General features: G+C 45.1%; 18 protein-coding genes and 2 riboswitches. Of the genes, 14 read left to right on the top strand and 4 right to left on the bottom strand.

The window, feature by feature from the left end:
* Positions 1-43 precede the first annotated feature (43 nt).
* The 5 genes from dnaN (at position 44) to B5D54_RS12250 (ending at position 6293) form a co-directional block, all read left to right on the top strand.
* The gene (dnaN, locus tag B5D54_RS12270) at positions 44-1144 is read left to right on the top strand and encodes a DNA polymerase III subunit beta (protein WP_078926832.1); all 1101 of its coding nucleotides are present in this window, start codon (positions 44-46) and stop codon (positions 1142-1144) included.
* A gap of 19 nt (positions 1145-1163) precedes the next feature.
* The gene (gene recF / locus B5D54_RS12265) at positions 1164-2243 is read left to right on the top strand and encodes a DNA replication/repair protein RecF (protein WP_078926831.1); all 1080 of its coding nucleotides are present in this window, start codon (positions 1164-1166) and stop codon (positions 2241-2243) included.
* An 18-nt stretch (positions 2244-2261) separates the two neighbouring features.
* Positions 2262-4679, top strand: a complete 2418-nt coding sequence (gyrB, locus tag B5D54_RS12260; RefSeq protein WP_078926830.1) for a DNA topoisomerase (ATP-hydrolyzing) subunit B — start codon at positions 2262-2264, stop codon at positions 4677-4679.
* Positions 4680-5016: 337 nt separating this feature from the next.
* The gene (locus B5D54_RS12255; protein ID WP_078926829.1) at positions 5017-5442 is read left to right on the top strand and encodes a GreA/GreB family elongation factor; all 426 of its coding nucleotides are present in this window, start codon (positions 5017-5019) and stop codon (positions 5440-5442) included.
* 413 nt (positions 5443-5855) lie between these two features.
* Positions 5856-6293, top strand: a complete 438-nt coding sequence (locus B5D54_RS12250) for an Hsp20 family protein (RefSeq protein WP_078926828.1) — start codon at positions 5856-5858, stop codon at positions 6291-6293.
* Between the two features lie 63 nt (positions 6294-6356).
* On the opposite strand, the gene B5D54_RS12245 is transcribed toward B5D54_RS12250, so the two are convergent.
* Positions 6357-7607 carry a valine--pyruvate transaminase gene (locus tag B5D54_RS12245; RefSeq protein ID WP_078926827.1) on the bottom strand — a complete coding sequence of 417 codons (1251 nt, stop codon included), beginning with the start codon at positions 7605-7607 and terminating at the stop codon, positions 6357-6359.
* Between the two features lie 221 nt (positions 7608-7828).
* Entirely contained in the window at positions 7829-9919 is a 2091-nt protein-coding gene (locus B5D54_RS12240) for an alpha-amylase (protein WP_078926826.1), read from the bottom strand.
* 233 nt (positions 9920-10152) lie between these two features.
* Positions 10153-10226: riboswitch (Fluoride riboswitch) on the top strand.
* 106 nt (positions 10227-10332) lie between these two features.
* Between B5D54_RS12240 and B5D54_RS12235 the strand changes: the two genes are divergently transcribed.
* From B5D54_RS12235 to thiH, 9 genes are all read left to right on the top strand, one after another.
* Positions 10333-11025: an iron-sulfur cluster assembly scaffold protein gene (locus B5D54_RS12235; RefSeq protein WP_078926825.1), complete on the top strand. Its 693-nt coding sequence runs from the start codon at positions 10333-10335 to the stop codon at positions 11023-11025.
* A gap of 45 nt (positions 11026-11070) precedes the next feature.
* Positions 11071-12066, top strand: coding sequence for a GGGtGRT protein (locus B5D54_RS12230; RefSeq protein ID WP_078926824.1), 996 nt, complete (start codon positions 11071-11073; stop codon positions 12064-12066).
* Between the two features lie 296 nt (positions 12067-12362).
* A complete protein-coding gene (locus B5D54_RS12225) occupies positions 12363-13712 on the top strand; it encodes a voltage-gated chloride channel family protein (RefSeq protein WP_115173945.1) in 1350 nt (449 codons plus the stop codon).
* Between the two features lie 53 nt (positions 13713-13765).
* Positions 13766-13864, top strand: a riboswitch (TPP riboswitch).
* 105 nt (positions 13865-13969) lie between these two features.
* Complete coding sequence (gene thiC / locus B5D54_RS12220; RefSeq protein WP_078926823.1) at positions 13970-15904, top strand: phosphomethylpyrimidine synthase ThiC; 1935 nt, start codon at positions 13970-13972, stop codon at positions 15902-15904.
* A gap of 4 nt (positions 15905-15908) precedes the next feature.
* Complete coding sequence (locus B5D54_RS12215) at positions 15909-17144, top strand: thiamine phosphate synthase (protein ID WP_078926822.1); 1236 nt, start codon at positions 15909-15911, stop codon at positions 17142-17144.
* On the top strand, positions 17131-17925 hold the full coding sequence (locus B5D54_RS12210; protein WP_078926821.1) for a HesA/MoeB/ThiF family protein: 795 nt from the start codon (positions 17131-17133) through the stop codon (positions 17923-17925). The genes B5D54_RS12215 and B5D54_RS12210 overlap by 14 nt, the downstream gene beginning before the upstream one ends.
* Positions 17922-18128, top strand: coding sequence for a sulfur carrier protein ThiS (gene thiS, locus B5D54_RS12205; RefSeq protein ID WP_078926820.1), 207 nt, complete (start codon positions 17922-17924; stop codon positions 18126-18128). The genes B5D54_RS12210 and thiS overlap by 4 nt, the downstream gene beginning before the upstream one ends.
* 2 nt (positions 18129-18130) lie before the next feature.
* On the top strand, positions 18131-18898 hold the full coding sequence (locus B5D54_RS12200; protein ID WP_078926819.1) for a thiazole synthase: 768 nt from the start codon (positions 18131-18133) through the stop codon (positions 18896-18898).
* Positions 18898-20061, top strand: a complete 1164-nt coding sequence (thiH, locus tag B5D54_RS12195; RefSeq protein ID WP_078926872.1) for a 2-iminoacetate synthase ThiH — start codon at positions 18898-18900, stop codon at positions 20059-20061. The genes B5D54_RS12200 and thiH overlap by 1 nt, the downstream gene beginning before the upstream one ends.
* A gap of 187 nt (positions 20062-20248) precedes the next feature.
* Here thiH and B5D54_RS12190 read toward each other — a convergent pair whose 3' ends face one another.
* The gene (locus B5D54_RS12190) at positions 20249-22039 is read right to left on the bottom strand and encodes an aminopeptidase P family protein (protein ID WP_078926818.1); all 1791 of its coding nucleotides are present in this window, start codon (positions 22037-22039) and stop codon (positions 20249-20251) included.
* 290 nt (positions 22040-22329) lie between these two features.
* Complete coding sequence (locus B5D54_RS12180) at positions 22330-23271, bottom strand: LysR family transcriptional regulator (protein ID WP_078926870.1); 942 nt, start codon at positions 23269-23271, stop codon at positions 22330-22332.
* Positions 23272-23313 lie beyond the last annotated feature (42 nt).

Below are 23313 nucleotides of genomic sequence, written 5' to 3'. Positions count from 1 at the left end.
TTTTTACCCTGTTTACTCCCTATCGTTAGGTTAAGAGCACACTATGAAATTTACCATTGAACGCAGTCACTTTATTAAATCGTTACAACAGGTGTCTGGTACGCTGGGTGGGCGGGCTACCTTGCCGATTTTGGGAAATTTATTACTCAGTGTCGATAATAATCAGTTATCGATGACGGCGACGGATCTTGAGGTTGAGCTGATTAGTCGAGTTTCTCTGGAAGGGGATTTTGAAGCTGGGAGCATCACTGTTCCTGCCCGTAAATTCCTAGATATCTGTCGTGGTCTACCTGATGATGCCGTGATTACGGTATTACTGGAAGGGGATAGAGTTCAAGTCCGCTCAGGTCGTAGTCGCTTTTCTCTGGCAACCTTACCGGCCAGTGATTTTCCGAATATTGAAGATTGGCAGAGTGAAGTGGAAATTTCACTCACTCAAGCAGAATTGCGTGGCTTAGTGGAGAAAACCCAGTTTTCTATGGCGAATCAAGATGTTCGTTACTATTTAAATGGGATGTTGCTAGAAATTGATGGTCAGACTCTCCGTTCTGTTGCCACCGATGGTCACCGGATGGCTGTGTCACAAACCACGCTTGAGCAAGAATTTGCTAACAAACAGATTATTGTGCCTCGTAAAGGCATTTTAGAGTTAGTCAAGCTACTGGATGCACCAGAGCAGCCGGTGGTGTTGCAAATAGGCGCTTCCAACTTACGAGCTGAAGTGAATAACTTTGTCTTTACCTCTAAGTTAGTGGATGGCCGCTTCCCTGATTATCGCCGAGTCTTACCACAAAGCACCAATAAAACATTATTGGCGGGTTGTGATGAACTTCGTCAGGCTTTTTCTCGTGCGGCGATATTATCGAATGAAAAATTCCGAGGCGTTCGGGTGAATTTAGCGGATCAGCAAATGCGTATTACCGCCAATAACCCAGAGCAAGAAGAAGCGGAAGAAATGCTGGATGTTGATTTTACTGGTGAAGCCATTGAAATTGGCTTTAACGTCAGCTATGTGTTGGATGTTCTCAATACCTTGCGTTGTCATCAGGTGCGAATGTCAATGTCTGATGCTAATGCCAGTGCTTTAATCGAAAATGTCGATGATGACAGCGCCATGTATGTGGTGATGCCGATTCGTCTATAGAGAGCTTTTTGCCTTTATTATGCCTCTGACTCGCTTGGTTATTCAGCAATTTCGTAATATTAAAGCCTGTGATATCACCTTATCATCAGGCTTTAACTTTCTTATTGGCCCGAACGGCAGTGGCAAAACCAGCGTTCTTGAAGCAATTTATCTATTGGGACATGGGCGCTCATTTAAGAGTGCATTAACCGGACGAGTGATTCAGCACGACACCCCTGAACTGTTTGTGCATGGCCGTTTTTTGAACCCGGATCAATTTGAGCTACCCATTGGCATTAATAAGCAGCGTGATGGCTCAACAGAGGTTAAAATAGGCGGTCAGTCTGGACAAAAATTAGCACAACTGGCTCAGGTATTACCTTTGCAGTTGATACATCCAGAAGGGTTTGAATTATTAACCGATGGCCCTAAACAGCGGCGGGCCTTTATTGATTGGGGGGTTTTTCACTCCCAGCCGGCTTTTTTTGAGGCATGGGGGCGTTTTAAACGTCTGAATAAACAGCGTAATGCTTTATTGAAAACCGCCCGTAGCTATAAAGAGATCAGTTATTGGGATCAAGAGCTGGCTCAATTGGCTGAACATATTGATGCATGGCGTCAAACCTATGTCGACCAAATGAAAGTTGTGGCTGAAACCTTGTGCCAACATTTTTTGCCAGAGTTTGAGATAAGCCTGACTTATTATCGAGGCTGGGAAAAACAGACCGCCTATAAAGAGATTTTGCAAAATCACTTTGAACGCGATCAACTGCTTGGTTATACCTTCAGTGGTCCGAATAAAGCGGATTTAAAAATGAAAGTGAACGGAACGCCAGTAGAGGATGTTCTTTCACGTGGCCAGCTTAAGTTGATGGTTTGTGCACTGCGTGTCGCACAAGGTCAACATTTAACCGAGCTGACCGGGAAGCAATGCATCTACCTGATTGATGATTTTGCTTCCGAACTCGATAGCCAGCGTCGTAAGCGTCTTGCAGATTGCTTAAAAGCGACGGGGGCTCAAGTGTTTGTAAGTTCTATTACTGAAAGCCAAGTTGCTGACATGATCATGCCGAATAGCAAGATGTTTCATGTGGAACATGGCACAATAGGGCAAGGATAATTACTGAGAGAGTAACTCATGTCGAATAATTACGATTCATCGAGTATTAAGGTACTGAAGGGTCTAGACGCCGTGCGTAAGCGTCCAGGTATGTACATCGGCGACACAGATGATGGCACCGGTTTGCATCACATGGTTTTTGAGGTGGTGGATAACTCAATAGATGAAGCGTTAGCGGGTTACTGTAAAGATATCGTCGTTACCATACATGAAGATAACTCAGTATCGGTCAGTGATGATGGTCGTGGTATTCCTACCGAAATCCACACGGAAGAAAACGTTTCTGCAGCAGAAGTTATCATGACGGTTCTGCATGCTGGTGGTAAATTTGATGACAACTCTTATAAAGTCTCTGGTGGTTTACACGGCGTGGGGGTTTCGGTCGTCAACGCCCTTTCTGAAAAAGTACTTTTAACTATTCATCGTGGTGGAAAAACGCACACTCAAACGTACCGTCACGGGGTTCCTCAAGCTCCGTTAGCGGTGGTCGGAGAGACGGATCGCACCGGAACAACCTTACGTTTTTGGCCGAGTGCAGAAACTTTCACCAATATCGAATTCCACTATGAAATTCTGGCTAAGCGCTTACGCGAACTCTCTTTCTTAAACTCAGGGGTTTCGATTCGTCTGCAAGATGAGCGAGAAGCGGACAAACAAGATCACTTCATGTATGAAGGTGGTATTCAAGCATTTGTGACTCACCTTAACCGCAATAAAACGCCCATTCATGACAAAGTGTTCCACTTTAATCATGAGCGTGAAGATGGCATCTGTGTTGAAGTCGCCATGCAGTGGAACGATGGCTTCCAAGAAAACATCTACTGTTTTACCAACAATATCCCTCAACGCGATGGGGGAACACACTTAGCGGGGTTCCGTGCCGCGTTAACGCGTACTCTCAATACCTATATGGAAAAAGAAGGGTATAGCAAAAAAGCGAAAACCTCGACATCGGGTGATGATGCTCGTGAAGGCTTAACGGCGGTTGTCTCGGTCAAAGTGCCTGATCCTAAATTCTCTAGCCAAACCAAAGATAAATTGGTCTCTTCTGAAGTGAAAGCGGCGGTGGAATCGGCAATGGGTGAAAAACTTAACGATTTCCTAGCCGAGCATCCCTCTGAAGCTAAAACCGTGTGTAGTAAAATTATTGATGCAGCACGAGCCCGTGAAGCCGCCCGTAAAGCCCGTGAAATGACCCGTCGTAAAGGGGCGTTAGATCTGGCTGGTTTACCGGGTAAGCTGGCGGATTGCCAAGAAAAAGACCCTGCGCTCTCTGAACTGTATATTGTGGAAGGAGACTCAGCGGGCGGTTCAGCTAAACAAGGCCGTAACCGTAAGAATCAAGCGATTCTACCGCTGAAAGGTAAAATTCTGAACGTAGAGAAAGCGCGTTTCGATAAAATGCTCTCTTCTCAAGAGGTCGCCACGCTGATCACAGCATTAGGCTGTGGGATTGGTCGTGATGAATATAACCCAGACAAATTGCGTTATCACAACATCATCATCATGACCGATGCGGACGTCGATGGTTCTCACATCCGTACTTTGTTGTTGACTTTCTTCTATCGTCAAATGCCAGAGTTGATTGAACGGGGTTACATCTATATTGCTCAGCCTCCACTGTATAAAGTGAAAAAAGGTAAGCAAGAGCAGTATATTAAAGATGAAGATGCCATGACCCAGTATCAAATTGCTCTGGCGCTAGATAATGCTTCACTGCATGTTAATGATCATGCACCGGCCTTGGCGGGTGAGCCACTAGAGAAATTGGTTCAACAATACAATGCTGCAATCAAGCTCGTTGAGCGTATGAGTCGCCGCTATCCTTATGCCATGATTAACGAGTTTACCTATATGCCTCGTTTGATTGAGGAACAATGCCAAGATAAAGCTTTGGTTGAGGAATGGACTGAGCGTTTAGTGAATCAGCTTAATGCGAAAGAAGTTGGAGCGAGCCAATATCAGTTTGAAATTGAGCACAATGCTGAGCTTGGCGTTTACTCGCCTAAAATTATCGTGCGTACTCATGGCGTGACTTACGATTACTTAATTAGCATCGATCTGCTTAACTCAAGAGAATATAGCCGCTTGGCGGACCTCTTTGAAGCCTTAGATGGTTTATTGGAAGAAGGGGCCTATATTCAACGTGGTGAACGGACTCAATTGGTGTCTAGTTTCTCTTCTGCGCTAGAGTGGCTCATTAAAGAATCTCGCCGTGGCCTTGCAGTACAGCGCTACAAAGGGTTAGGTGAGATGAACCCTGATCAATTGTGGGAAACCACGATGGATCCTGACTCTCGTCGTATGATGCAAGTGACGATTGACGATGCTGTGGGAGCCGATGAGCTATTCACCACCCTGATGGGCGATCAAGTCGAACCTCGTCGTGCCTTTATTGAAAGTAATGCACTCAGAGTGGCAAACCTTGATATCTAGTTTTAGGTGATTAGCCGATGATTTAAGCAGCGCTTTAGCGCTGCTTTTTTTGTCATTAAAAACATTAAAATAAAGATTTTTATCTGATTTATCGACAAGATTGGCTTTAATGGCCAATATTATGTGGGATCTTGCGATTAACTGAGGTTTATCCATAAAAGACACCATTTCCTGTTGATCTGCCCTTTTGCTTTCTTTTTTTTAATCGCTATAGTCAACTGAGTTCATTTTTTAGAGGTGATGGTGGTGGTTACTTTCCTGGTTTAAACCGAGGGCTAGTGCTCTCGGGAAACGCTCAATATGAGTCCTTAATTTAGGGGAGGGAGTAGGAATCACTATGCTTTATCGTCTTTATCTATCATGGCTTCATGCGTTACGAATGTGGTGGCTCACCAGTGAGTTTGTTACTTATCAATCACCCATGATTTTACAGCAATTATTGGATCGGCAGGAGAAGTATAACCACGCTATTTGTTGCAATAGTGCACGTATTGGTTTGGGAGATACCGTTCATCTTATTGATTCAAAATATTATTATCCCTTTCAAGTCACCTTAGTTCCGGATCATCGCTGTGACCGTTCTGTGGGGTACATTGCGGTGGATTCGTATTTAGGTTCGGCGTTATTTGGCCGAGCCGAACAGGATTCGCTTGAGTTGATCATTTTAGGGCAACGACGCCGTTTTACTATCACTCAAGTGACCCGTAAATCTAATCTGTCAGCACGTGCCGATTTCACGTGTGGCTGTTTACTTTGTCAGTAGATAAGGAGAAACATTACATGAGTAAGAAAGACATGAAAAAACCGCAATTGAGCTTAAAGGAAAAGCGTAAATTGAAGCAGGAGAAAGTGGCCGATAATAGTGTAGAAAAAGCCCGTAAAAGCCGTAAATAAGCGTTCATGATCGAATTATAAAGTGCCTAAGCCTAATCGCAAGATTAGGCTTTTTGCGCTAAGGAAGCGAAAAAAAATATTTTTTCTCTTGAAAGTCATTTTATTGGCCTTATATCTGTTAATGAAGAGGATGCCGCTAGGGCCTCTGTTTTGAAATGACATACGCTTGATAAGAGGTTTGTCTTTCAGCCATTAACCATTTTGATGAGCTTAGTTCATAGGAATAAGTATCATCACTTAACGACCATCGTTAAGACTATTGCTTAAAATGAGGATAGGATCATGAGAACTGTAGACTTCACTCCTTTATACCGTAACGCGATTGGCTTTGACCGTTTATTGAATATGATGGAAGCGGGTAACGCGAAAAATGCTCAAGGGGGATACCCTCCTTATAACATTGAGCAACAAGAAGAAAATAAATACCGTATTACCATGGCGGTCGCTGGCTTTGCCGAACAAGAGCTTGAAATTACTCAGCAAGAAAACACCTTAATTGTCCGAGGTGAGCGTGCAGAGGAAGAGAATAAGAACTACATCTATCAAGGTATTGCTGAGCGCAATTTTGAACGCAAGTTCCAATTGGCCGATTATGTCAAAGTGATGGGCGCAGTATTAGAAAACGGTTTATTGCATGTTGATTTAGAACGAGAAATTCCGCAAGCCATGCAGCCTCGTAAAATCGAGATTAACAGAAATCACTTAATTGAAAATAATTAAGAAGGTTGGTTTACTCAGCCAATAATAGAGTGAAGAGAGCGCCATTGCGGCGCTCTTTTTTATTTATCCCTGCTGATAAGCACGTTCAATCTCTTCTGCAATGATCGCTATCCCTTTTTGCATCGCTTGATCTTCTTGTACATAATTCATGCGTAGGCATTGATGGGCATGTTGCCACTCTTGTTGCTGACCAATAAAGAAATATTCTCCCGGAACGATTAAAACGCCACGAGCTTTCAAACGTTGATACAACTCGAGCGTAGGAATTGGCAGTTCATCAAACCATAGCCACAAAAAGATAGCGCCTTCTGGTTTATGAATACGAAAACGAGGGTCGGTAATAGCTTGCCGCAGCAGTTCAACCGCTCTTTGAGATTTTTGCTGGTAGAAAGGTTGAATGACCTCTTGGCTTAGGCGCAGTAAATCCCCGTGTTCAATCATATGATGTGCTATTGCGGGGCCAAGGCTTCCCGGAGCTAAGCTAATAATACCATTCATATTGGTCAGAGCCTGAGTTATCGCTTCACTGGCAATAATGATTCCACAACGTACGCCCGGTAGGCCAAGTTTCGATAAGCTCATGCATAAAATCGTGTTTTCATTCCAAAATGGTTCAACATCGGTAAAGATGATGTTGGGAAAGGGGACGCCATAAGCATTATCAATGATCAGTGGAATTCCATTTTCTTGTGCCAATTGATCTAATTGACGAATTTCATCATCGGTCAGGACATTTCCGGTTGGGTTGGTTGGACGAGAGGCACAGATTGCAGCAATTGAATCATCCACCTTGAGCTGTTCAAAATCGATGTGGTACTTGAACATACCCTCTGCCAATGTCGTTATTTCTGGTCGATAAGAGATGAAAATATCTTCATCAATCCCCGCATCGCCATAACCAATGTATTCAGGAGCCAGTGGGAGCAGAATTTTCTTATGGGTACCATCCGGTTGTTGGCCAGCAAATAAGTTAAAAAGATAGAAAAAACCACTTTGGCTGCCGTTAGTCAGGCTGATGTTTTTTTCACTGATTGCCCATCCGTAGGTTTTTTTTAATAGTTTTGCTAGTGAGCGGATAAATTTATCTTTTCCCTGTGGACCATCATAGTTGGTTAGGGCGGAGAGTAACTCACCATTAGTGAGCATGGTGGCACTGGTTTGATGAAAGTAATCAAGCATGGCTGGAATCGCGGCCGGATTGCCGCCGCCTAGCATGATAGCCCCAGGAGTACGCAGGCCATCATTTAAATCATCCATGAGTTGGGTAATGCCTGAGTATTGATTAAATTTTTCACCAAATTTAGAGAATTCCATGTGCTGTAATACCTGATTGTGATTGCTATGATTATTTTTCTATCATTGACGAGCATGGCTACGTGAATGGGTGATATTGACCATACCGCAATGTACTGGTGAGGCAAAGAGTGAAATGTGAGGAATGAACAAAACGGGAATAAAAACAGGGTGGGAGCATGAGTTATAAATAAAAAAGGGAAGCATTTGGCTTCCCTTACGGTTTTTACGATGCAACGAAGTTATTCACCCGTATACACAATCAATACTTTGTCATCTTGGTATTGACGTTCAAAGGCATAATATCCCTCTTGTTGACGAGTGATATGCTTACCCTTTGCAACGGCTGGGTGGCGTTGGCGAAATTCACCCAGTTTTTGCCAGTGGTTGAGTAATTCTAGCCGTTCTCCTTCAATTGCCTCCCATGGCATCGATGAGCGAGTACCTTGGTGGGAGTCTGATCCTGTTGGTCCAAAATCACGAGCAATTTCATCACCGTAGTAGATCTGTACCGCGCCGGGTGCCAGCATTAATGCATTAGCGGCTCGTTTTTGATCATCAATGCTACGGCTCCGAGCGGCCCAGAATAGCGCGGTATCATGCGAAGAGAGGTAGCTGAGGACATTGAACTCAGGATCGTTGTTAATGCTCTCGGCATAGCGTTTATAGTCTCTATCAAGGTGAGCAAAGCATGTGAGTGCTTTAGGGGCCACTTCGGATTGGAACTCGAAGTTGATAATAGAATCGAACCCATGATCAAAATAAGGCGTTTTTACTACCCCATGAGCCCATACTTCTCCGGTCATCCAAAAAGGTAGATCATCTAAGGCTTTATCAGGATGGTTCTGTTTCCATTCAGCCAAAGCTTGGCTCGCACTTGTTTTGAGCTGATCCCATGCTTCCATTTCAACGTGTTTTGCGGTGTCGACTCTAAAGCCATCAATACCATACTCTCTTACCCAATCTGAGAGCCAAGTGATTAAATGTTCACGAGGCGTCTTTAATTCATCTTGTGCGCCAGTGTCTTTATTATGGAAAAAGTTGGGTAGCCCTGTTTTTTGGGTTGATTCCGTTTTGAGATCAGGCAGATAGTTTAATGACATGGTGATGTCGTTATACCCAGGGGTATCATAGTTACCGATATCGGTACGAATCCACGCTTTCCCCCACCATTTTTCCCAAGCTTGGCTATCTCGGTAGTTGATGTAATCATTAAAGCTGTGCCAGCTTTGCCCAGATTTAGGCTGCCAATCGGTCCATTTTTCACCCAAGATTTTCTTTGCTTCCTGATCATCTAGGTAAAGTTTACCAAACCCGAATGTTTGCATATCCGCCAGAGTGGCATAGCCAGTATGGTTCATCACCACATCCCAAATGATGCGAATACCTTTTTGGTGCGCAGTATCAACAAAGGTACGTAGCTCTTCTTCGGTGCCCATATTGGCATCAAGTTTGGTCCAGTCTTGATGATAATAACCGTGATAACCGTAATGTTTGAAATCGCCTTTATCACCACCGCCAACCCAACCGTGGATCTGCTCTAATGGTGAAGTAATCCAAATCGCGTTAACACCGAGTGATTCAATATAATCGAGTTTTTTTGTTAAACCGGCTAAATCACCGCCGTGGAAGGTTGCTATCTCTTGCTGATTATCTTTGCTACGTCCATAACTGTGGTCATTTTCTGGGTTGCCATTATAAAAACGGTCCGTCATGACAAAATAGACAATCGCATTATCCCAGCTAAAAGGCGCGAGTGGTGCCGCTTCTACCTCTTCCAGCAATAAGAGGCCTTGGCTCGTCGTTCCGGGTTGCAGCGTGATATGACCATCATTGACCGTAGTAGTTTGCCCTGTTAGTGCATCTCGTATTACGCTGCCATTGGCAAAGGTTTGACTCACATTGATCGTTTTTGGGGTGTCACTCGCCACTGGGCAAGTTGACATAAAGTTGGATGTTGCACTCGTTTGTGGCTTGATTTTAACCATCAGCTGATTGGTTTTCGGGTTCAGCTCAAATTGGTATGTGTTGGCTCTAAAAATTCTAAGAGGGATGGCGGATTCTTGTGCGCAATTGTCCATATTGAGCGGTTGGTTAAATTTAATTCGTTCCTCGTCACTTAATGCAAAGTGCGTTCCGCAGGTTTGTGCCGCATCCGAAATGGAAAGGGTATAGCTCCCTTTATCTATCTTTTGTTCGGCAATGAGTAAGCCTTGCGCGTTAGGCTTAAACGCGGTTTTTTGGTTATCGATGGTCAGCAACAGAGCCTCTTCTGGAAGCTGGCTACAAGCGCTGAGTACCCCGATAGAGAGTGCAAGAATGGTTTTTTTCATGATGTCCTTCTCCCGAATGAAATAGCTTATTTATAACAAAATAGGCCCTATACAATCCGAGCGGTTGACCACTTAGCAAGTGATTCTTGCCTCTACAAAAAGTAATCGTGTTCACAAAATTGCAATAAGAAAGAACTCGTATCGGAAAGAGCAATCCATCGAGGGCCTTTTCATTTTCAAAGATGATATACGCTCCCTATTTGGGGTTGATTTTTGGGCTCATCGAGCGTAGCCTCAATTATGGTGATGATGTTCCACCAAGCACGTTGTGCTAAACCGCTTTAAAGCTGATGACGTCTGTATATATGCAATAGTAATAAGAGTTTAACTCTTGTTGTGTGTATTTATGCAGCGCATCAACCGCTAAATTCTTTTACTCATTGCAGTCCTATACCTCAATTAGGAGTTAAGCAATGATCTACACCTCTGAAGTTCAGTCTATGTGCCCTATTGCTCAGGGACATGTTCACCCCTCTGCCCCTATTCCCGTTGAAGGTCAATGGGTATCACCGAAAGAGGTGATTATGCTTTCTGGTGTGAGCCATGGGGTTGGAACGTGTGCTCCGCAGCAAGGGGCAGCAAAACTTACCCTAAATGTTAAATCTGGCATTATTGAAGAAGCATTGATCGAAACGATTGGTTGCTCAGGCATGACACACTCAGCCGCGATGGCTTCTGAAATATTGGTGGGTAAAACGCTGTTAGAAGCGATGAATACCGATTTAGTGTGTGATGCCATTAATGTCGCAATGCGTGAAATTTTTTTGCAGTTTGCTTATGGGCGTACTCAAACCGCTTTTTCTGAAGGGGGATTACCCATTGGTGCTGGTTTAGAAGATCTGGGTAAAGGCTTGCGTAGTGCGGTAGGAACGCACTATGGCACAAAGCAAAAAGGGCCGAGATATTTGGAAATGGCCGAAGGGTATATTCAATCTTTAGCTCTTGACGAACAGGATGAAATTATCGGTTATCAATACGTTAACTTAGGAAAAATGATGCTTTTAATTCAAGAGGGAGAGGCTGCCGATAAGGCATTACAAGCCGCTTCAGGAACTTATGGTCGATTTGATGAAGCTCGGAAAATCATTAACCCACGTCAGCAATAGTGGTTGATCCTATTGATAAAGCGATAAATTATTGAGGAGGCGAAGATGCCTAAATTTGAAAATTATGATCGTCGTGAGAAGAAAATACAGCAAACGCTTAACCAGTATGGGTGGCATTCTCTTGAGGAAGCGGAGCAATTTTGTCTAGCACATCATGTTGACCCTAGGGCGATGGTTAGAGAAACCCAAACGATAGCTTTTGATAATGCTCAGTGGGCTTATGCACTGGGTGCGGCGATTGCTTTAAAAAAAGGGGCAAAAACAGCGAGTCTCGCTGCGGATGATATTGGTGAAGGTTTACAGGCGTTTTGTATTCCCGGCTCTGTTGCTGAGCAGCGACAAGTAGGTTTAGGGCATGGGCACCTTGCTGCTCGCTTGCTTAATGAGCAGACCCAGTGTTTCTGTTTTCTAGCGGGTCATGAATCCTTTGCGGCGGCAGAAGGGGCAATAAAAATTGCGTTGAATGCTAATAAAGTGCGAAAGCAGCCATTAAAAGTCATTTTAAATGGGTTAGGAAAAGATGCGGCGTATTTAATCTCTCGGGTGAATGGCTTTACCTATATTCAAACTCAGTTTGATTATACTTCAGGTGAATTACAAGAAGTGCTTCGTAAGCGGTTTTCTTCCTCTGCACGAGGGGAGATTCTTTGCTATGGCGCAGATGATGTTCGTGAAGGTGTCGCTATTATGCATCGAGAAAACGTGGATGTTTCTATTACTGGAAATTCGACCAACCCAACGCGTTTTCAGCATCCGGTCGCGGGGATTTATAAAAAAGAACGGATGGAGTGCAATCAACCGTATTTTTCTGTGGCTTCCGGGGGAGGAACCGGTCGAACCTTACACCCTGATAACGTCGGGGCTGGGCCTGCCTCTTATGGCATGACGGATACCATGGGAAGAATGCACAGTGATGCCCAGTTTGCTGGTTCTTCTTCAGTTCCTGCGCATGTGGAAATGATGGGGTTAATTGGCATGGGCAATAATCCTATGGTCGGAGCAACCGTAGCGATAGCCGTTGCGATTGAGCAATCTTACTGAGTGATGGTCACTGCACACATTGCGTTAACCAATGTGTGCAGCTTTATTTATGTTGAGTTGAGGCATTGAACGTAAGATTGCCGTTCATCACGATTGATGTGGATGGTTTTATAAAGGAAAGTGACTCCTGTAACCTTTTATTTTTATGGATAAAAGTAAGGGAAGTACCTGCTCAATTTTATCTGTCATCGTTATTTATCTTGACCGATGTAGATAAAAGAGCTTTCTTTCTCTTTAAGCATTCAGTGCTAAACTGAACCCACTTTTTGTATGCATAACTATTGAGAGTGTATCTTTTGTATTCGAGATCTTTAGAGCATTTACCGCACGTTTTATTCCAAACGTTGCGTTGGACATTACTTGTGACCCCAGTTGCCATTCTGGTTGGTCTGATGAATGCTTTTTTCTTATGGGCCTTAGAGGCTGCCACTCAGGCGAGAATTGAACATTCCTTTTTACTCTACCTCTTACCTTTTGCTGGGCTAGTACTGGTCTTTATCTATCGTCAGTGGGGAAGCGTCTCTGAACGTGGTAATAATTTGATTATTGAACAGGTACATAATTCAGATCAAAAAATTCCATTTCGTATGAGTGTTTTTGTCTTGCTGGCAACGGTCGTGACCCATCTATTTGGGGGCTCGGCAGGGAGGGAGGGAACCGCAGTACAAATCGGCGGGGCGGTTTCTGCTTGGTTTAGTCGCGTTTTTCATCTTGATGACTCAGATCATCGATCGATTCTTGTTGCTGGGATTGCGGCCGGATTTGGATCGGTTTTTGGTACCCCTTTTGCTGGTGCTATTTTTGCGGTAGAAGTGTTAGCGGTTGGCCGCATTAAATACCAAGCTTTATTACCCGCGCTGATCGCCGCCATTTTAGCGGATGTGGTTTGTAGTGCCGTTGGTGCCCATCATACGCATTACAATATTGGCTTCGCAGAATTTAATACCTTATTTCAAAATCCGATTTCTATTGATTTTATCCTCACAGGGAAAATTCTTGTGGCGGGAGTTCTCTTTGGGTTGGCTGGCTTATTGTTTAGTGAATTGACGGCTGGGCTAAAAATTTTCTTCACTCGATGGTTACGCAACCCTTATACGATAGTGTTTGTGGGGGGAGTCTTGATCATCCTCTTGGCGACGCTGATCGGTAATCATGATTACCTTGGATTGGGGGTTTACCCTAGCCGAGAAGGTGGTGTCAGTATTACTTCTGCATTTGAAGTGGGGGGGGCTGAGTGGAACAGTTGGATTATCAAACTTCTTTTAACGGCCATAACATTAGCGGCTGGATTTAAAGGGGGAGAGGTCACGCCATTATTTTTTATTGGGGCCACATTAGGTAATTTTCTTGCTTGGTTATTTGGTGCGCCGGTTGAATTATTTGCCGCTTTAGGATTTTTGGCGGTTTTTGCGGCGGCCGCCAACACCCCGTTAGCTTGTATTATTATGGGGGTTGAACTCTTTGGTGCCGATCATTTGATCTATTTTGCATTAGTTTGTTTTATTGCTTATTACGCGAGTGGCCATTCTGGTATTTATGGGTCACAGAAAATTGCGGTAGCAAAGCGGTTATACCCTTATCAACCAGAACGTATTGCTGAAACGCTTGGGCAAGTGATGAGCAGCAAAAAAAAGGATAAAGATTAACCATTTTAACGTTGAGTTCACATTGCTTAATTTGATGAATATTGTATCCTAAGCCTCACTTGTCGGAGTGCCATAAGGCTGAGACCGTTAATTCGGGATCCGTTGAACCTGATCAGGCTAGAACCTGCGAAGGGAACAAGAGAAGACAATCTGGATGTCTATCTATCCTTCTATTCATCCATCTCCTATTTGTCATCCCCTCTTGTCGCATCTTTCCGCCAAGCATTTATCCCTAATTGTTAACCAAGGAAAATGCTATGTCGATTCGTAAACAAGCGAGACTGGAAGCTAAACAGTTTATTGAAACCCTCTCTGTACAACCGTATCCCAATTCGAAAAAAGTGTATGTCACCGGTTCTCGGCAGGATATTCGTGTTCCCATACGTGAGATTTCACTGGCCGATAGCCTGATTGGTGGCACAAAACAAGCGCCGATTTTTTCCAGCAATGCCCCGATTCCTGTCTATGATACTTCTGGTGTATATACCGATCCCGATTATGTGATTGATTTACAAAAAGGTTTACCTAAGCTACGCGAAACATGGATTGAAGAACGGCAAGATACGGAAATCTTGCCTGAAATGAGTTCACACTTTGCTCGTGAACGTTTAGCCGATGAAACCCTTGATGAACTGCGTTATGGGAATTTACCCGAAATTCGCCGTGCGAAAACAGGGCAACGAGTGACTCAGCTTCACTATGCGCGGCAAGGGATCATTACGCCAGAGATGGAGTTTATCGCTTTACGTGAGAATATGGGGCGTCGTCACTATCAGGATGAGCAATTGAACCGCCAGCATCCTGGACAAAACTTTGGCGCCTATTTACCCAAAGAGATCACCCCTGAGTTTGTTCGTCAGGAAGTGGCTGAAGGGCGAGCCATCATTCCATGTAATATTAACCACCCAGAATCGGAGCCGATGATTATTGGCCGCAACTTTCTGGTGAAAGTGAACGCCAATATTGGTAACTCTTCCGTTAGCTCTTCGATTGAAGAAGAGGTAGAAAAGCTGGTGTGGTCGACTCGCTGGGGAGGCGATACGGTGATGGACCTCTCCACAGGGCGAAATATTCATGAAACTCGGGAGTGGATTTTACGCAATAGTCCGGTTCCAATTGGTACAGTGCCTATGTATCAAGCCTTAGAAAAAGTGAATGGGATTGCTGAAAATCTGACTTGGCAAGTCATGCGCGATACCTTGCTTGAGCAAGCCGAACAAGGAGTCGATTACTTTACCATTCATGCTGGGGTGTTATTACGCTATGTTCCCATGACCGCCAAACGAGTAACAGGAATTGTCTCTCGTGGTGGTTCTATCATCGCTAAATGGTGCTTAGCACACCATCAAGAAAACTTCCTCTATACCCATTTTCGAGAAATCTGTGAAATCTGTGCGCAATACGATGTGGCGTTATCGCTGGGAGATGGGCTGCGTCCCGGGTCGATTGCCGATGCCAATGATGAAGCACAATTTGCCGAGTTACATACCCTAGGTGAACTGACAAAAATTGCTTGGGAATATGATGTTCAGGTGATGATCGAAGGGCCGGGACATGTGCCGATGCATATGATTAAAGCCAATATGGATGAGCAGCTTGAGTATTGCCATGAAGCGCCATTTTATACCCTTGGTCCTTTAACCACGGATATTGCACCGGGCTATGACCACATTACTTCTGGTATTGGGGCGGCGATGATCGGTTGGTTTGGGTGTGCCATGCTCTGTTATGTAACCCCGAAAGAACACTTAGGCTTACCCAATAAAGAAGATGTTAAAACGGGTTTAATTACCTACAAACTTGCCGCCCATGCCGCTGATTTAGCAAAAGGTCACCCGGGTGCGCAGCTCCGTGATAATGCGTTATCGAAAGCTCGTTTTGAGTTCCGTTGGGAAGACCAGTTTAACTTGTCACTTGATCCCGTAACGGCCAAAGCTTTCCATGATGAAACTTTACCGCAAGAATCGGGCAAAGTGGCTCACTTTTGTTCTATGTGTGGCCCTAAATTTTGTTCAATGAAAATCTCTCAAGAGGTACGGGAATACGCCAATAATCCGCAGCAGGTTGCGGCTGATCAAGCCATTTCCGTCACCCTGTTGGATGATCCATTACAAGGCATGGCGAAAAAATCACAGGAATTTCGTGCGGCGGGATCAGAGTTATACCATCCTGCTGTTAGTACTGAGGAGTAAGCTTGTGAAGTTACTGATCCCCTCGCATTGTATTGCGCTGACGGGAGAGGTGCAGCAAGTTTTACGGCTTGCTCAGCAACAAGGATTTGCGATTGAATCGGTGGTGTTGGGTGTAAGCCCAACGCCATCGTTGCAGCTTGTTGCTGATACCACTTCCTCTTTCTCTTGCGATCTCTTTGCTCATATTGATCAACCCCAAGGTGCGAATGAGCGTGTGATACGTTATTTTTCATCCACTTCAAACCCAGAAGTGGACGAGAATAGCATTACTATTGGTGGCCATGTCCAAGGTAAAGTCGCTGATTTTTGGCAACAACAAGGGGTTCACTATGGGCTCACCTCTGTTTCGGTTTTGGAGCCGCCACAAGCGTGGCGACACCTTGCTTGGTTAATGGCGGCATTGAGTTTGGATTTCCCTCTGCATGATGCCTTGACACTTGCGCGAGCTGCATTAAAGGTTTCACGTGAAACATGGCCGACCGAGTATCAAGATTTTCCGGTTCCTTATTTATTTTCTGCCAATGCCTTTCGAACACTCGCATTTCCACCATTACAGAAGGAGAGTTTAGGGCTATACCCTGTGGTGGATGATGTTGGTTGGGTTGATAGATTACTGCAACTTGGGGTTAAAACCGTTCAGTTGAGAATTAAACATCCGCAGCAACTGAACTTAGAACCGCAAATTATCCAAGCCATTGCATTAGGGCGGCAGTATCAGGCGCAAGTGTTTATTAATGACTATTGGCAATTGGCGATAAAACATGGCGCATTTGGCGTCCATCTTGGGCAAGAGGATTTACAAACGGCCGATATTCAAGCGCTTGCCAAGGCTGATATTCGCTTAGGGTTATCCAGCCATGGCTACTTTGAATTGCTTTATGCTCAGCAGTTTCAGCCCAGCTATATTGCCCTTGGGCATATCTTTCCCACCACCACGAAACAAATGCCTTCTAAGCCGCAAGGCTTAGTTCGCTTGGCTTTGTATCAACAGTTACTCAACACCATGCCTTATGGAGAAAAGCAAGGCATGCCAAGTGTTGCTATTGGGGGAATTGATTTGAGTAATATCCAGTCCGTTGTGAATTGTGGTGTTACCAGTGTCGCTGTGGTGCGCGCGGTGACTCAAGCCGCTGATACCCAGTTAGCGGTTCAACAGTTACAAGCGAGTTTCTCCCAAAACTTAAATTTGACGCTTGGATCAGTGAGTCATCCATCGGAGGTCACGGATGTTATCGGATAAACAATTTTTGCGTTATCAGCGACAAATTTGCTTAAACGAAGTGGGTGAGCAAGGACAAGCATATTTGCTTAACCGCAGCGTATTACTGATTGGGTGTGGTGGATTAGGAAATGCCGCGGCACTGTATTTGGCTGCTGCGGGTGTGGGTAAATTAGTTCTTGCGGATGATGATCTTGTTGAAGAGTCAAATCTGGCTCGGCAAATCGGTTTTAGAACGCCGCAGATCGGAATGGCGAAAGTCTCAGCATTGGCAGAGTCTTTGGCACAATTAAATCCTGAATGCAAAATTCGCCCAGTGAATCGGCGGATGGATAAATCGTTATTAACCTTAGAGGCGGCGTTGGCTGATGTGGTGTTGGATTGCAGTGATAATTTTTTGACTCGTCATAGCATCAACCAAGTGTGCTATGAGCAAGGTGTCCCATTGATTTCAGGCTCTGCCATTGGTTGGCAAGGGCAGCTCATTGGCTTTGATTTTACTCAGCCAAATTCAGGCTGTTATGCCTGTTTTGCTCCACAAGAGCAGCAAATGAGTCAACGCTGTTCTGATAGCGGAGTGATGGGGCCTGTGGTGGGAACGATAGGTAACTTACAAGCGTTATTGGCATTACAGGCGTTAATGAAGATGGATAACGTTCCTTTTTCTCAGTTCCACCAGTTTGATGGACGGCATTTGAGTTGGCAGCAGTGGCTGCTCACGCCTGACCCCGATTGTTCCATTTGTTCATCACACCTAAATCATCGAGCATCCGCTCATGTTCAGCAAAAGGAGGGCTTATGACGGTGGTGATTACCATTAACCAGCAGCCACAGCAGGTGGCTCAAGGGCGAACGTTGCAGCAAATACAAGAGGAGTTGCAACTTCCCACCCTAGGCTGTGTTTTTGCCATTAATGACAACATTATTCCTAAAGGATTATGGGCAAAAACCTATTTGAATGACGGCGACCAAATCTCTCTTTTTCAAGCCATCGCAGGAGGCTAAACATGTTGAGTATAGCAGGAAAAACCTTTCAATCTCGCTTACTGACTGGTACGGGTAAGTTTGCAAATAGCCATGTTATGGCTCAAGCGATCCAAGCGAGTGAATCACAACTGGTGACGATGGCATTAAAAAGGGTCGATTTAAAAAGCCGTGAAGATGACATTCTTGCGCCGCTGATTCAGGCGGGGGTCAATTTACTGCCCAATACTTCAGGAGCGAAAACTGCACGTGAGGCGATTTATGCTGCGCAACTGGCTCGTGAAGCTTTGGAAACGAACTGGTTGAAATTAGAAATTCATCCCGATCCTAAATATCTGATGCCCGATCCCATCGAAACACTGCAAGCGGCAGAGCAACTGGTTAAGCAGGGGTTTACCGTGCTGCCGTATTGTCATGCTGACCCCGTGCTCTGTAAACGGTTAGAAGAAGTGGGGTGCGCAGCAGTAATGCCGCTTGCTGCTCCTATTGGCAGTAACCAAGGGTTAATCAGCAGACGATTTTTGGAAATCATCATCGAGCAAGCGCAAGTACCGGTCATTATTGATGCGGGAATTGGTGCGCCTTCGGACGCGCTATTAGCGATGGAAATGGGTGCGGATGCGGTGCTGGTCAATACGGCCATTGCTACTGCGGCAAATCCCGTCTTGATGGCAAAAGCGTTTAAACAAGCGGTTGAGACTGGGCGGTTAGCCTATCAAGCTGGGGTAGCTGGGCAAAAGTTACAGGCCGTGGCTTCCAGTCCGTTCACCGCTTTTTTGGATGAAGAATGATGAGCTTTATTGAACGATTTAACCAACTGGATTGGGATGACATCAAGCTCTCTGTACAGAGTAAAACCCGTGTAGATGTTGAACGTGCACTGTCAAAATCGGTCAGAAACTTAGCCGATTTTCAGGCATTAATTTCTCCTGCGGCAGAGCCTTATCTAGAGCAGATGGCACAGCTTTCTTACGCGGCTACACGTCAGCGTTTTGGTCATACCATGTCGTTGTATGTGCCGCTTTATCTCTCGAATTTGTGTTCTAACGCGTGTACCTATTGTGGATTTTCGATGGAAAATCGCATTAAACGTAAAACGTTGAACGAACAAGAAGTAACACAGGAGATAGCAGCGATTAAGTCCATGCGGTTTGATAGTGTTTTGCTGGTTACGGGGGAGCATGAAACCAAAGTTGGCATGCACTATTTCCGGCAAATGCTTCCGCTCATTAAGCCTCATTTTCATTATTTGGCCATGGAAGTGCAGCCGTTAGAGCAGCAAGACTATGCTGAACTCAAAACACTCGGTTTAGATGCGGTCATGGTGTATCAAGAGACCTACCATCCTTCGACTTACGCCGAGCATCATTTGCGTGGCAAGAAGATGGATTTTGAGTTTCGCTTAACCACACCGGATCGACTGGCCAAGGCGGGGATGGATAAAATTGGGTTAGGGGCATTGATTGGGTTAGAAGATTGGCGAACCGATGCATTTTATGTCGCGGCCCATCTCGACTACTTGGAGAAAACTTACTGGAAAAGTCGTTATTCGATTTCATTCCCTCGCTTACGCCCCTGTACGGGAGGTTTGCAGCCTAAATCGATTATGTCCGATAAGCAGTTAATCCAATTAATTTGTGCTTTCCGCTTATTCAGTCCGCAAGTGGAACTCTCTCTTTCCACCCGTGAATCGGCTAAGTTTCGTGATCATGCGGCATTATTGGGTATTACCAGTATGTCGGCGGCATCAAAAACTCAGCCCGGAGGGTATGCTGACCCTAAGGTTGAGCTAGAACAATTTGCGATCAGTGATGAGCGTAGCGCAGTAGAGGTCGAATCGGCGATTAAAGCGAATGGATTAGCTGCGGTGTGGCATGATTGGCATGAGGTCTATTCCGGTGTTTCACGTGAAACAAACGGCTCTGCATCATCTATTTCATCTTCATCGTCGTAGAGTCATTCCGCCATAGAGAGTAAAACGTTATCATCATCGACGAGAGACGATAGATAATAGATAAATGTGAGAAGAAAAAAACAGAGGGACGACAATGGCGTCGACCTCTGTTTTTATTTATATCGGTTTCACTTCGAGTCATTCCATTACCGATTCTCGCTCGATGACTTGTTGGCGGATTCGGAGACTAACGATGTGAAATGGGTTGTGTCGCTTTTTCTAACCAGGCTTTCACTTCTCCGGTAACCAGTGGGCCAACCTCTTGCCAAACTTGTTGATGATACTGATTTAACCAAGTGAGTTCTGGTTTAGTTAAGCGATTGACATCAATGGCTCGGGTATCAATTGGGCAGCGAGTGAGAGATTCAAATCCGAGCATAGGGTGGTCACCTTGCGTTGTTATCTCAACCACCAATTCAAGGTTTTCAATACGAATACCAAATTGCTCGGCGCGATAATATCCAGGCTCATTTGAGAGCACCATACCCGGACGCAGCGCAACAGGGTTATACACTTTACTGATCCGCTGTGGACCTTCATGAACGCTGAGGAAGTGACCAACACCGTGTCCGGTACCATGGTCGTAATCGTATCCTTCAGCCCATAAATATTGACGAGCCAGCACATCCAGTTGGTGGCCACAAGTCCCATGTGGAAAGCGAGCGCGAGCTAGGGCGATGTGTCCTTTGAGAACCAAGGTAAATTGACGCTTCATTTCTTCGCTTGGTTCGCCGATGGCGATCGTGCGAGTGATATCGGTGGTGCCATCTAAATACTGACCGCCAGAATCGACCAAGTATAAGCTGTTATTATTGAGCTGCCCCGGCTCGGGTTGATTTTGATGGTTATAGTGACACATGGCTGCATTACTACCCGCCGCTGAGATAGTGTCAAAACTGAGATCGACGAGAGTGGAGTCTTCTGCCCGAAACGCATGTAATTTCTCTGCCAGCTGTGCTTCGTTATGGAATTTTCCGGCCGAGACTTCGCTGTCTAACCAGCAAAGAAATTTTGCCATCGCAACACCATCTCTAATATGGCACGCTTTCATGCCCGCGATTTCGGTTGCATTTTTGGCCGCTTTACTCAGTAAGCAAGGGTCCGCTTCATTAATCAGCTCGGCGCCCGCATTTTGTAGTACAAGCGTAAACCAAGCATTACTGGTGCTAGGATCGAGCATCACTCGCTGTCCTACCAATGTTTCTAGTTTGGCTTGGAGCTGTTCTGGTGGTAAAACTCGAACACCGGTGCCGACATGTTCGGCAAATCCGCTGACGATTCGATTGCTTTCTAAGAAGAAATCGACACTGGCATCATCATAAATGATGGCATGTGAAAGCAGAACGGGCAGGCGTGCGACATCGAGCCCACGGATATTGAGTAACCAGCAGATAGAATCGAGCTCAGTCAGGATGGCACAGTTTGCTTTCTTTTCTCGCAAAATTTCAGCAATCGTCTGTCGTTTGGTTTGGCTATTGATTCCAACATATTCTTCATCCATTAAACGCATGTCCGAAACCATGGGAACGGGGCGATCTTGCCATAATTGATCAATGGGGTTTTCGGTCAGAGCGACTAGTTGTAACTCACCCGCTAAGGTTTGCTGGGCGCTTTGTAGCCAACTCGCTCGGTGCATGCGCGGGTCATAGCCGACTTTGCTGCCTGCAGGAAGGTGGCTAACGAGCCAGTGCAAATAAGGGGATTCAATGAAATGTTGATAGCTAAAGAGTTCGTTTGATACCTGTTTAGTGACTTGAACCGTATAGCGCCCATCAACAAAGATTGCGGCTTTATCGGCTGTCACGACAGCGGCACCAGCAGAGCCTGTAAAACCTGTTAGCCACTGTAATCGCTCATTATGAGCTGGGATGTACTCTCCCAAATATTCATCTTCGTGGGGGATAATGAGGGCATCTAAGTGTTGTTGCGCTAACCAATCACGAAGTTTGGCCATGCGTTGAGTGTAGGGGTGTGACATGGAGGTTTCCTTGTTAACGGTCCTTGATGATATTGCGATTTTATAAGCTACTCCTTTTCACTAAGGCGTGCAAATGTCCTCCTTTTTTATACCCTTCCTACTTAAAGCTGCAGGGGTGTTGGCTACGTTCGTTCACCCCAATCACATAGCCTGTCTATGCTCATGGGGATTCACTCACTTGCCGCCTACCTGCAACTCCAAGTTGTTTGGGTATAGGTGCTGCTGGCTGTTAACTTTCTGCGCAACGATAATGGCTGTTTTTCTTATTAAGATTAAGATCGGTGTTTAAATCAACGTAAATGCAGTGTTTTACGCTGAATGATCTGCCGTAGCCAAGTTAAGGCGGGATCATTTTCTCGGTCTCGATGCCAAAAAAGTGTGTAAGCCATCGGTGGAAATTGTAGTGGTAAGGGCAAGACCACCAAGTCCATTTGACGAGCGACTAAGTGGGTAAAGTGACTCGGCGCAGTAAACACAAAATCCGTATAAGTACAAAGGCTGGCTGCACTATTAAAATCAGGCACGGTAATAGCGATATCTCTCTCGTGGCCTAAATCGGCCAATCGGTAATCCAATAACCAGCGATCGTTACCATCACAACGAACTTGGACATGACGCAAAGCTAGGTAGCTCTCTAAGTTCCAAGTTTGGTTAAGGACGGGATGATTTTTTCGGACCACACACATCTGAGTATCTCGGTACACCTCCTGCTCACATATGTCACTCGGAGGCTGCATCGTCAGTTTTGCATCATGAATATCAATATCTTTTCCGGTGATGCCTAAATCAAGTTCTCCAAGCTGCAATTGTTTGAACGTTTGTTCACTCCATGTGTGAGTGCTGATATTGAGATTAGGCCCTTGACTAAAAATCGCGGGTAAGAAGTGCGGCAAAATCAGCGGATAGACACTTTCTACGGCTGCGATATGAAATCGGTATTCACTCGTTTGAGGGGAGAATTGTTCTGGTTGAGTAATCAGTTCTAATTGATTGACTAAGATATCGAGTTTAGGTTTGAGGAACAGCATTTTAGGCGTCGCTCTTAGGCCATGAGAGCTACGGATGAATAGGGGATCTGAAAATTGTTCGCGCAGTTTCGCTAGCGATTTGCTCACCGCCGACTGGCTTAAAAAAAGTCGTTGAGCGGTGCGGGTGACACTTAACTCCTCACTCAGGACTTTTAGGCACACCAATAAATTGAGATCAATACGTGCCAGTTTTTCTATATTCATGCTGTTTTTCCAATTAGGAATAATGAGCATGATTATATGCCA

The organism is Vibrio cincinnatiensis DSM 19608 (assembly GCF_900167345.1).
In the GTDB taxonomy this organism is placed as follows: Bacteria; Pseudomonadota; Gammaproteobacteria; order Enterobacterales; family Vibrionaceae; genus Vibrio; species Vibrio cincinnatiensis.
This window is presented reverse-complemented; position numbering and strand designations above follow the sequence as displayed.

Bases quoted from the DNA above. Each gene is read 5' to 3' on its own strand.
- B5D54_RS12180 (WP_078926870.1), bottom strand. From the start codon at position 23,271: ATGAATATAGAAAAACTGGCACGTATTGATCTCAATTTATTGGTGTGC.
- B5D54_RS12235 (WP_078926825.1), top strand. From the start codon at position 10,333: ATGATCTACACCTCTGAAGTTCAGTCTATGTGCCCTATTGCTCAGGGA.
- B5D54_RS12200 (WP_078926819.1), top strand. From the start codon at position 18,131: ATGTTGAGTATAGCAGGAAAAACCTTTCAATCTCGCTTACTGACTGGT.
- B5D54_RS12240 (WP_078926826.1), bottom strand. From the start codon at position 9,919: ATGAAAAAAACCATTCTTGCACTCTCTATCGGGGTACTCAGCGCTTGT.
- B5D54_RS12210 (WP_078926821.1), top strand. From the start codon at position 17,131: ATGTTATCGGATAAACAATTTTTGCGTTATCAGCGACAAATTTGCTTA.
- B5D54_RS12250 (WP_078926828.1), top strand. From the start codon at position 5,856: ATGAGAACTGTAGACTTCACTCCTTTATACCGTAACGCGATTGGCTTT.
- B5D54_RS12255 (WP_078926829.1), top strand. From the start codon at position 5,017: ATGCTTTATCGTCTTTATCTATCATGGCTTCATGCGTTACGAATGTGG.
- dnaN (WP_078926832.1), top strand. From the start codon at position 44: ATGAAATTTACCATTGAACGCAGTCACTTTATTAAATCGTTACAACAG.
- thiS (WP_078926820.1), top strand. From the start codon at position 17,922: ATGACGGTGGTGATTACCATTAACCAGCAGCCACAGCAGGTGGCTCAA.
- gyrB (WP_078926830.1), top strand. From the start codon at position 2,262: ATGTCGAATAATTACGATTCATCGAGTATTAAGGTACTGAAGGGTCTA.
- B5D54_RS12245 (WP_078926827.1), bottom strand. From the start codon at position 7,607: ATGGAATTCTCTAAATTTGGTGAAAAATTTAATCAATACTCAGGCATT.
- recF (WP_078926831.1), top strand. From the start codon at position 1,164: ATGCCTCTGACTCGCTTGGTTATTCAGCAATTTCGTAATATTAAAGCC.
- thiH (WP_078926872.1), top strand. From the start codon at position 18,898: ATGAGCTTTATTGAACGATTTAACCAACTGGATTGGGATGACATCAAG.
- B5D54_RS12190 (WP_078926818.1), bottom strand. From the start codon at position 22,039: ATGTCACACCCCTACACTCAACGCATGGCCAAACTTCGTGATTGGTTA.
- B5D54_RS12230 (WP_078926824.1), top strand. From the start codon at position 11,071: ATGCCTAAATTTGAAAATTATGATCGTCGTGAGAAGAAAATACAGCAA.
- thiC (WP_078926823.1), top strand. From the start codon at position 13,970: ATGTCGATTCGTAAACAAGCGAGACTGGAAGCTAAACAGTTTATTGAA.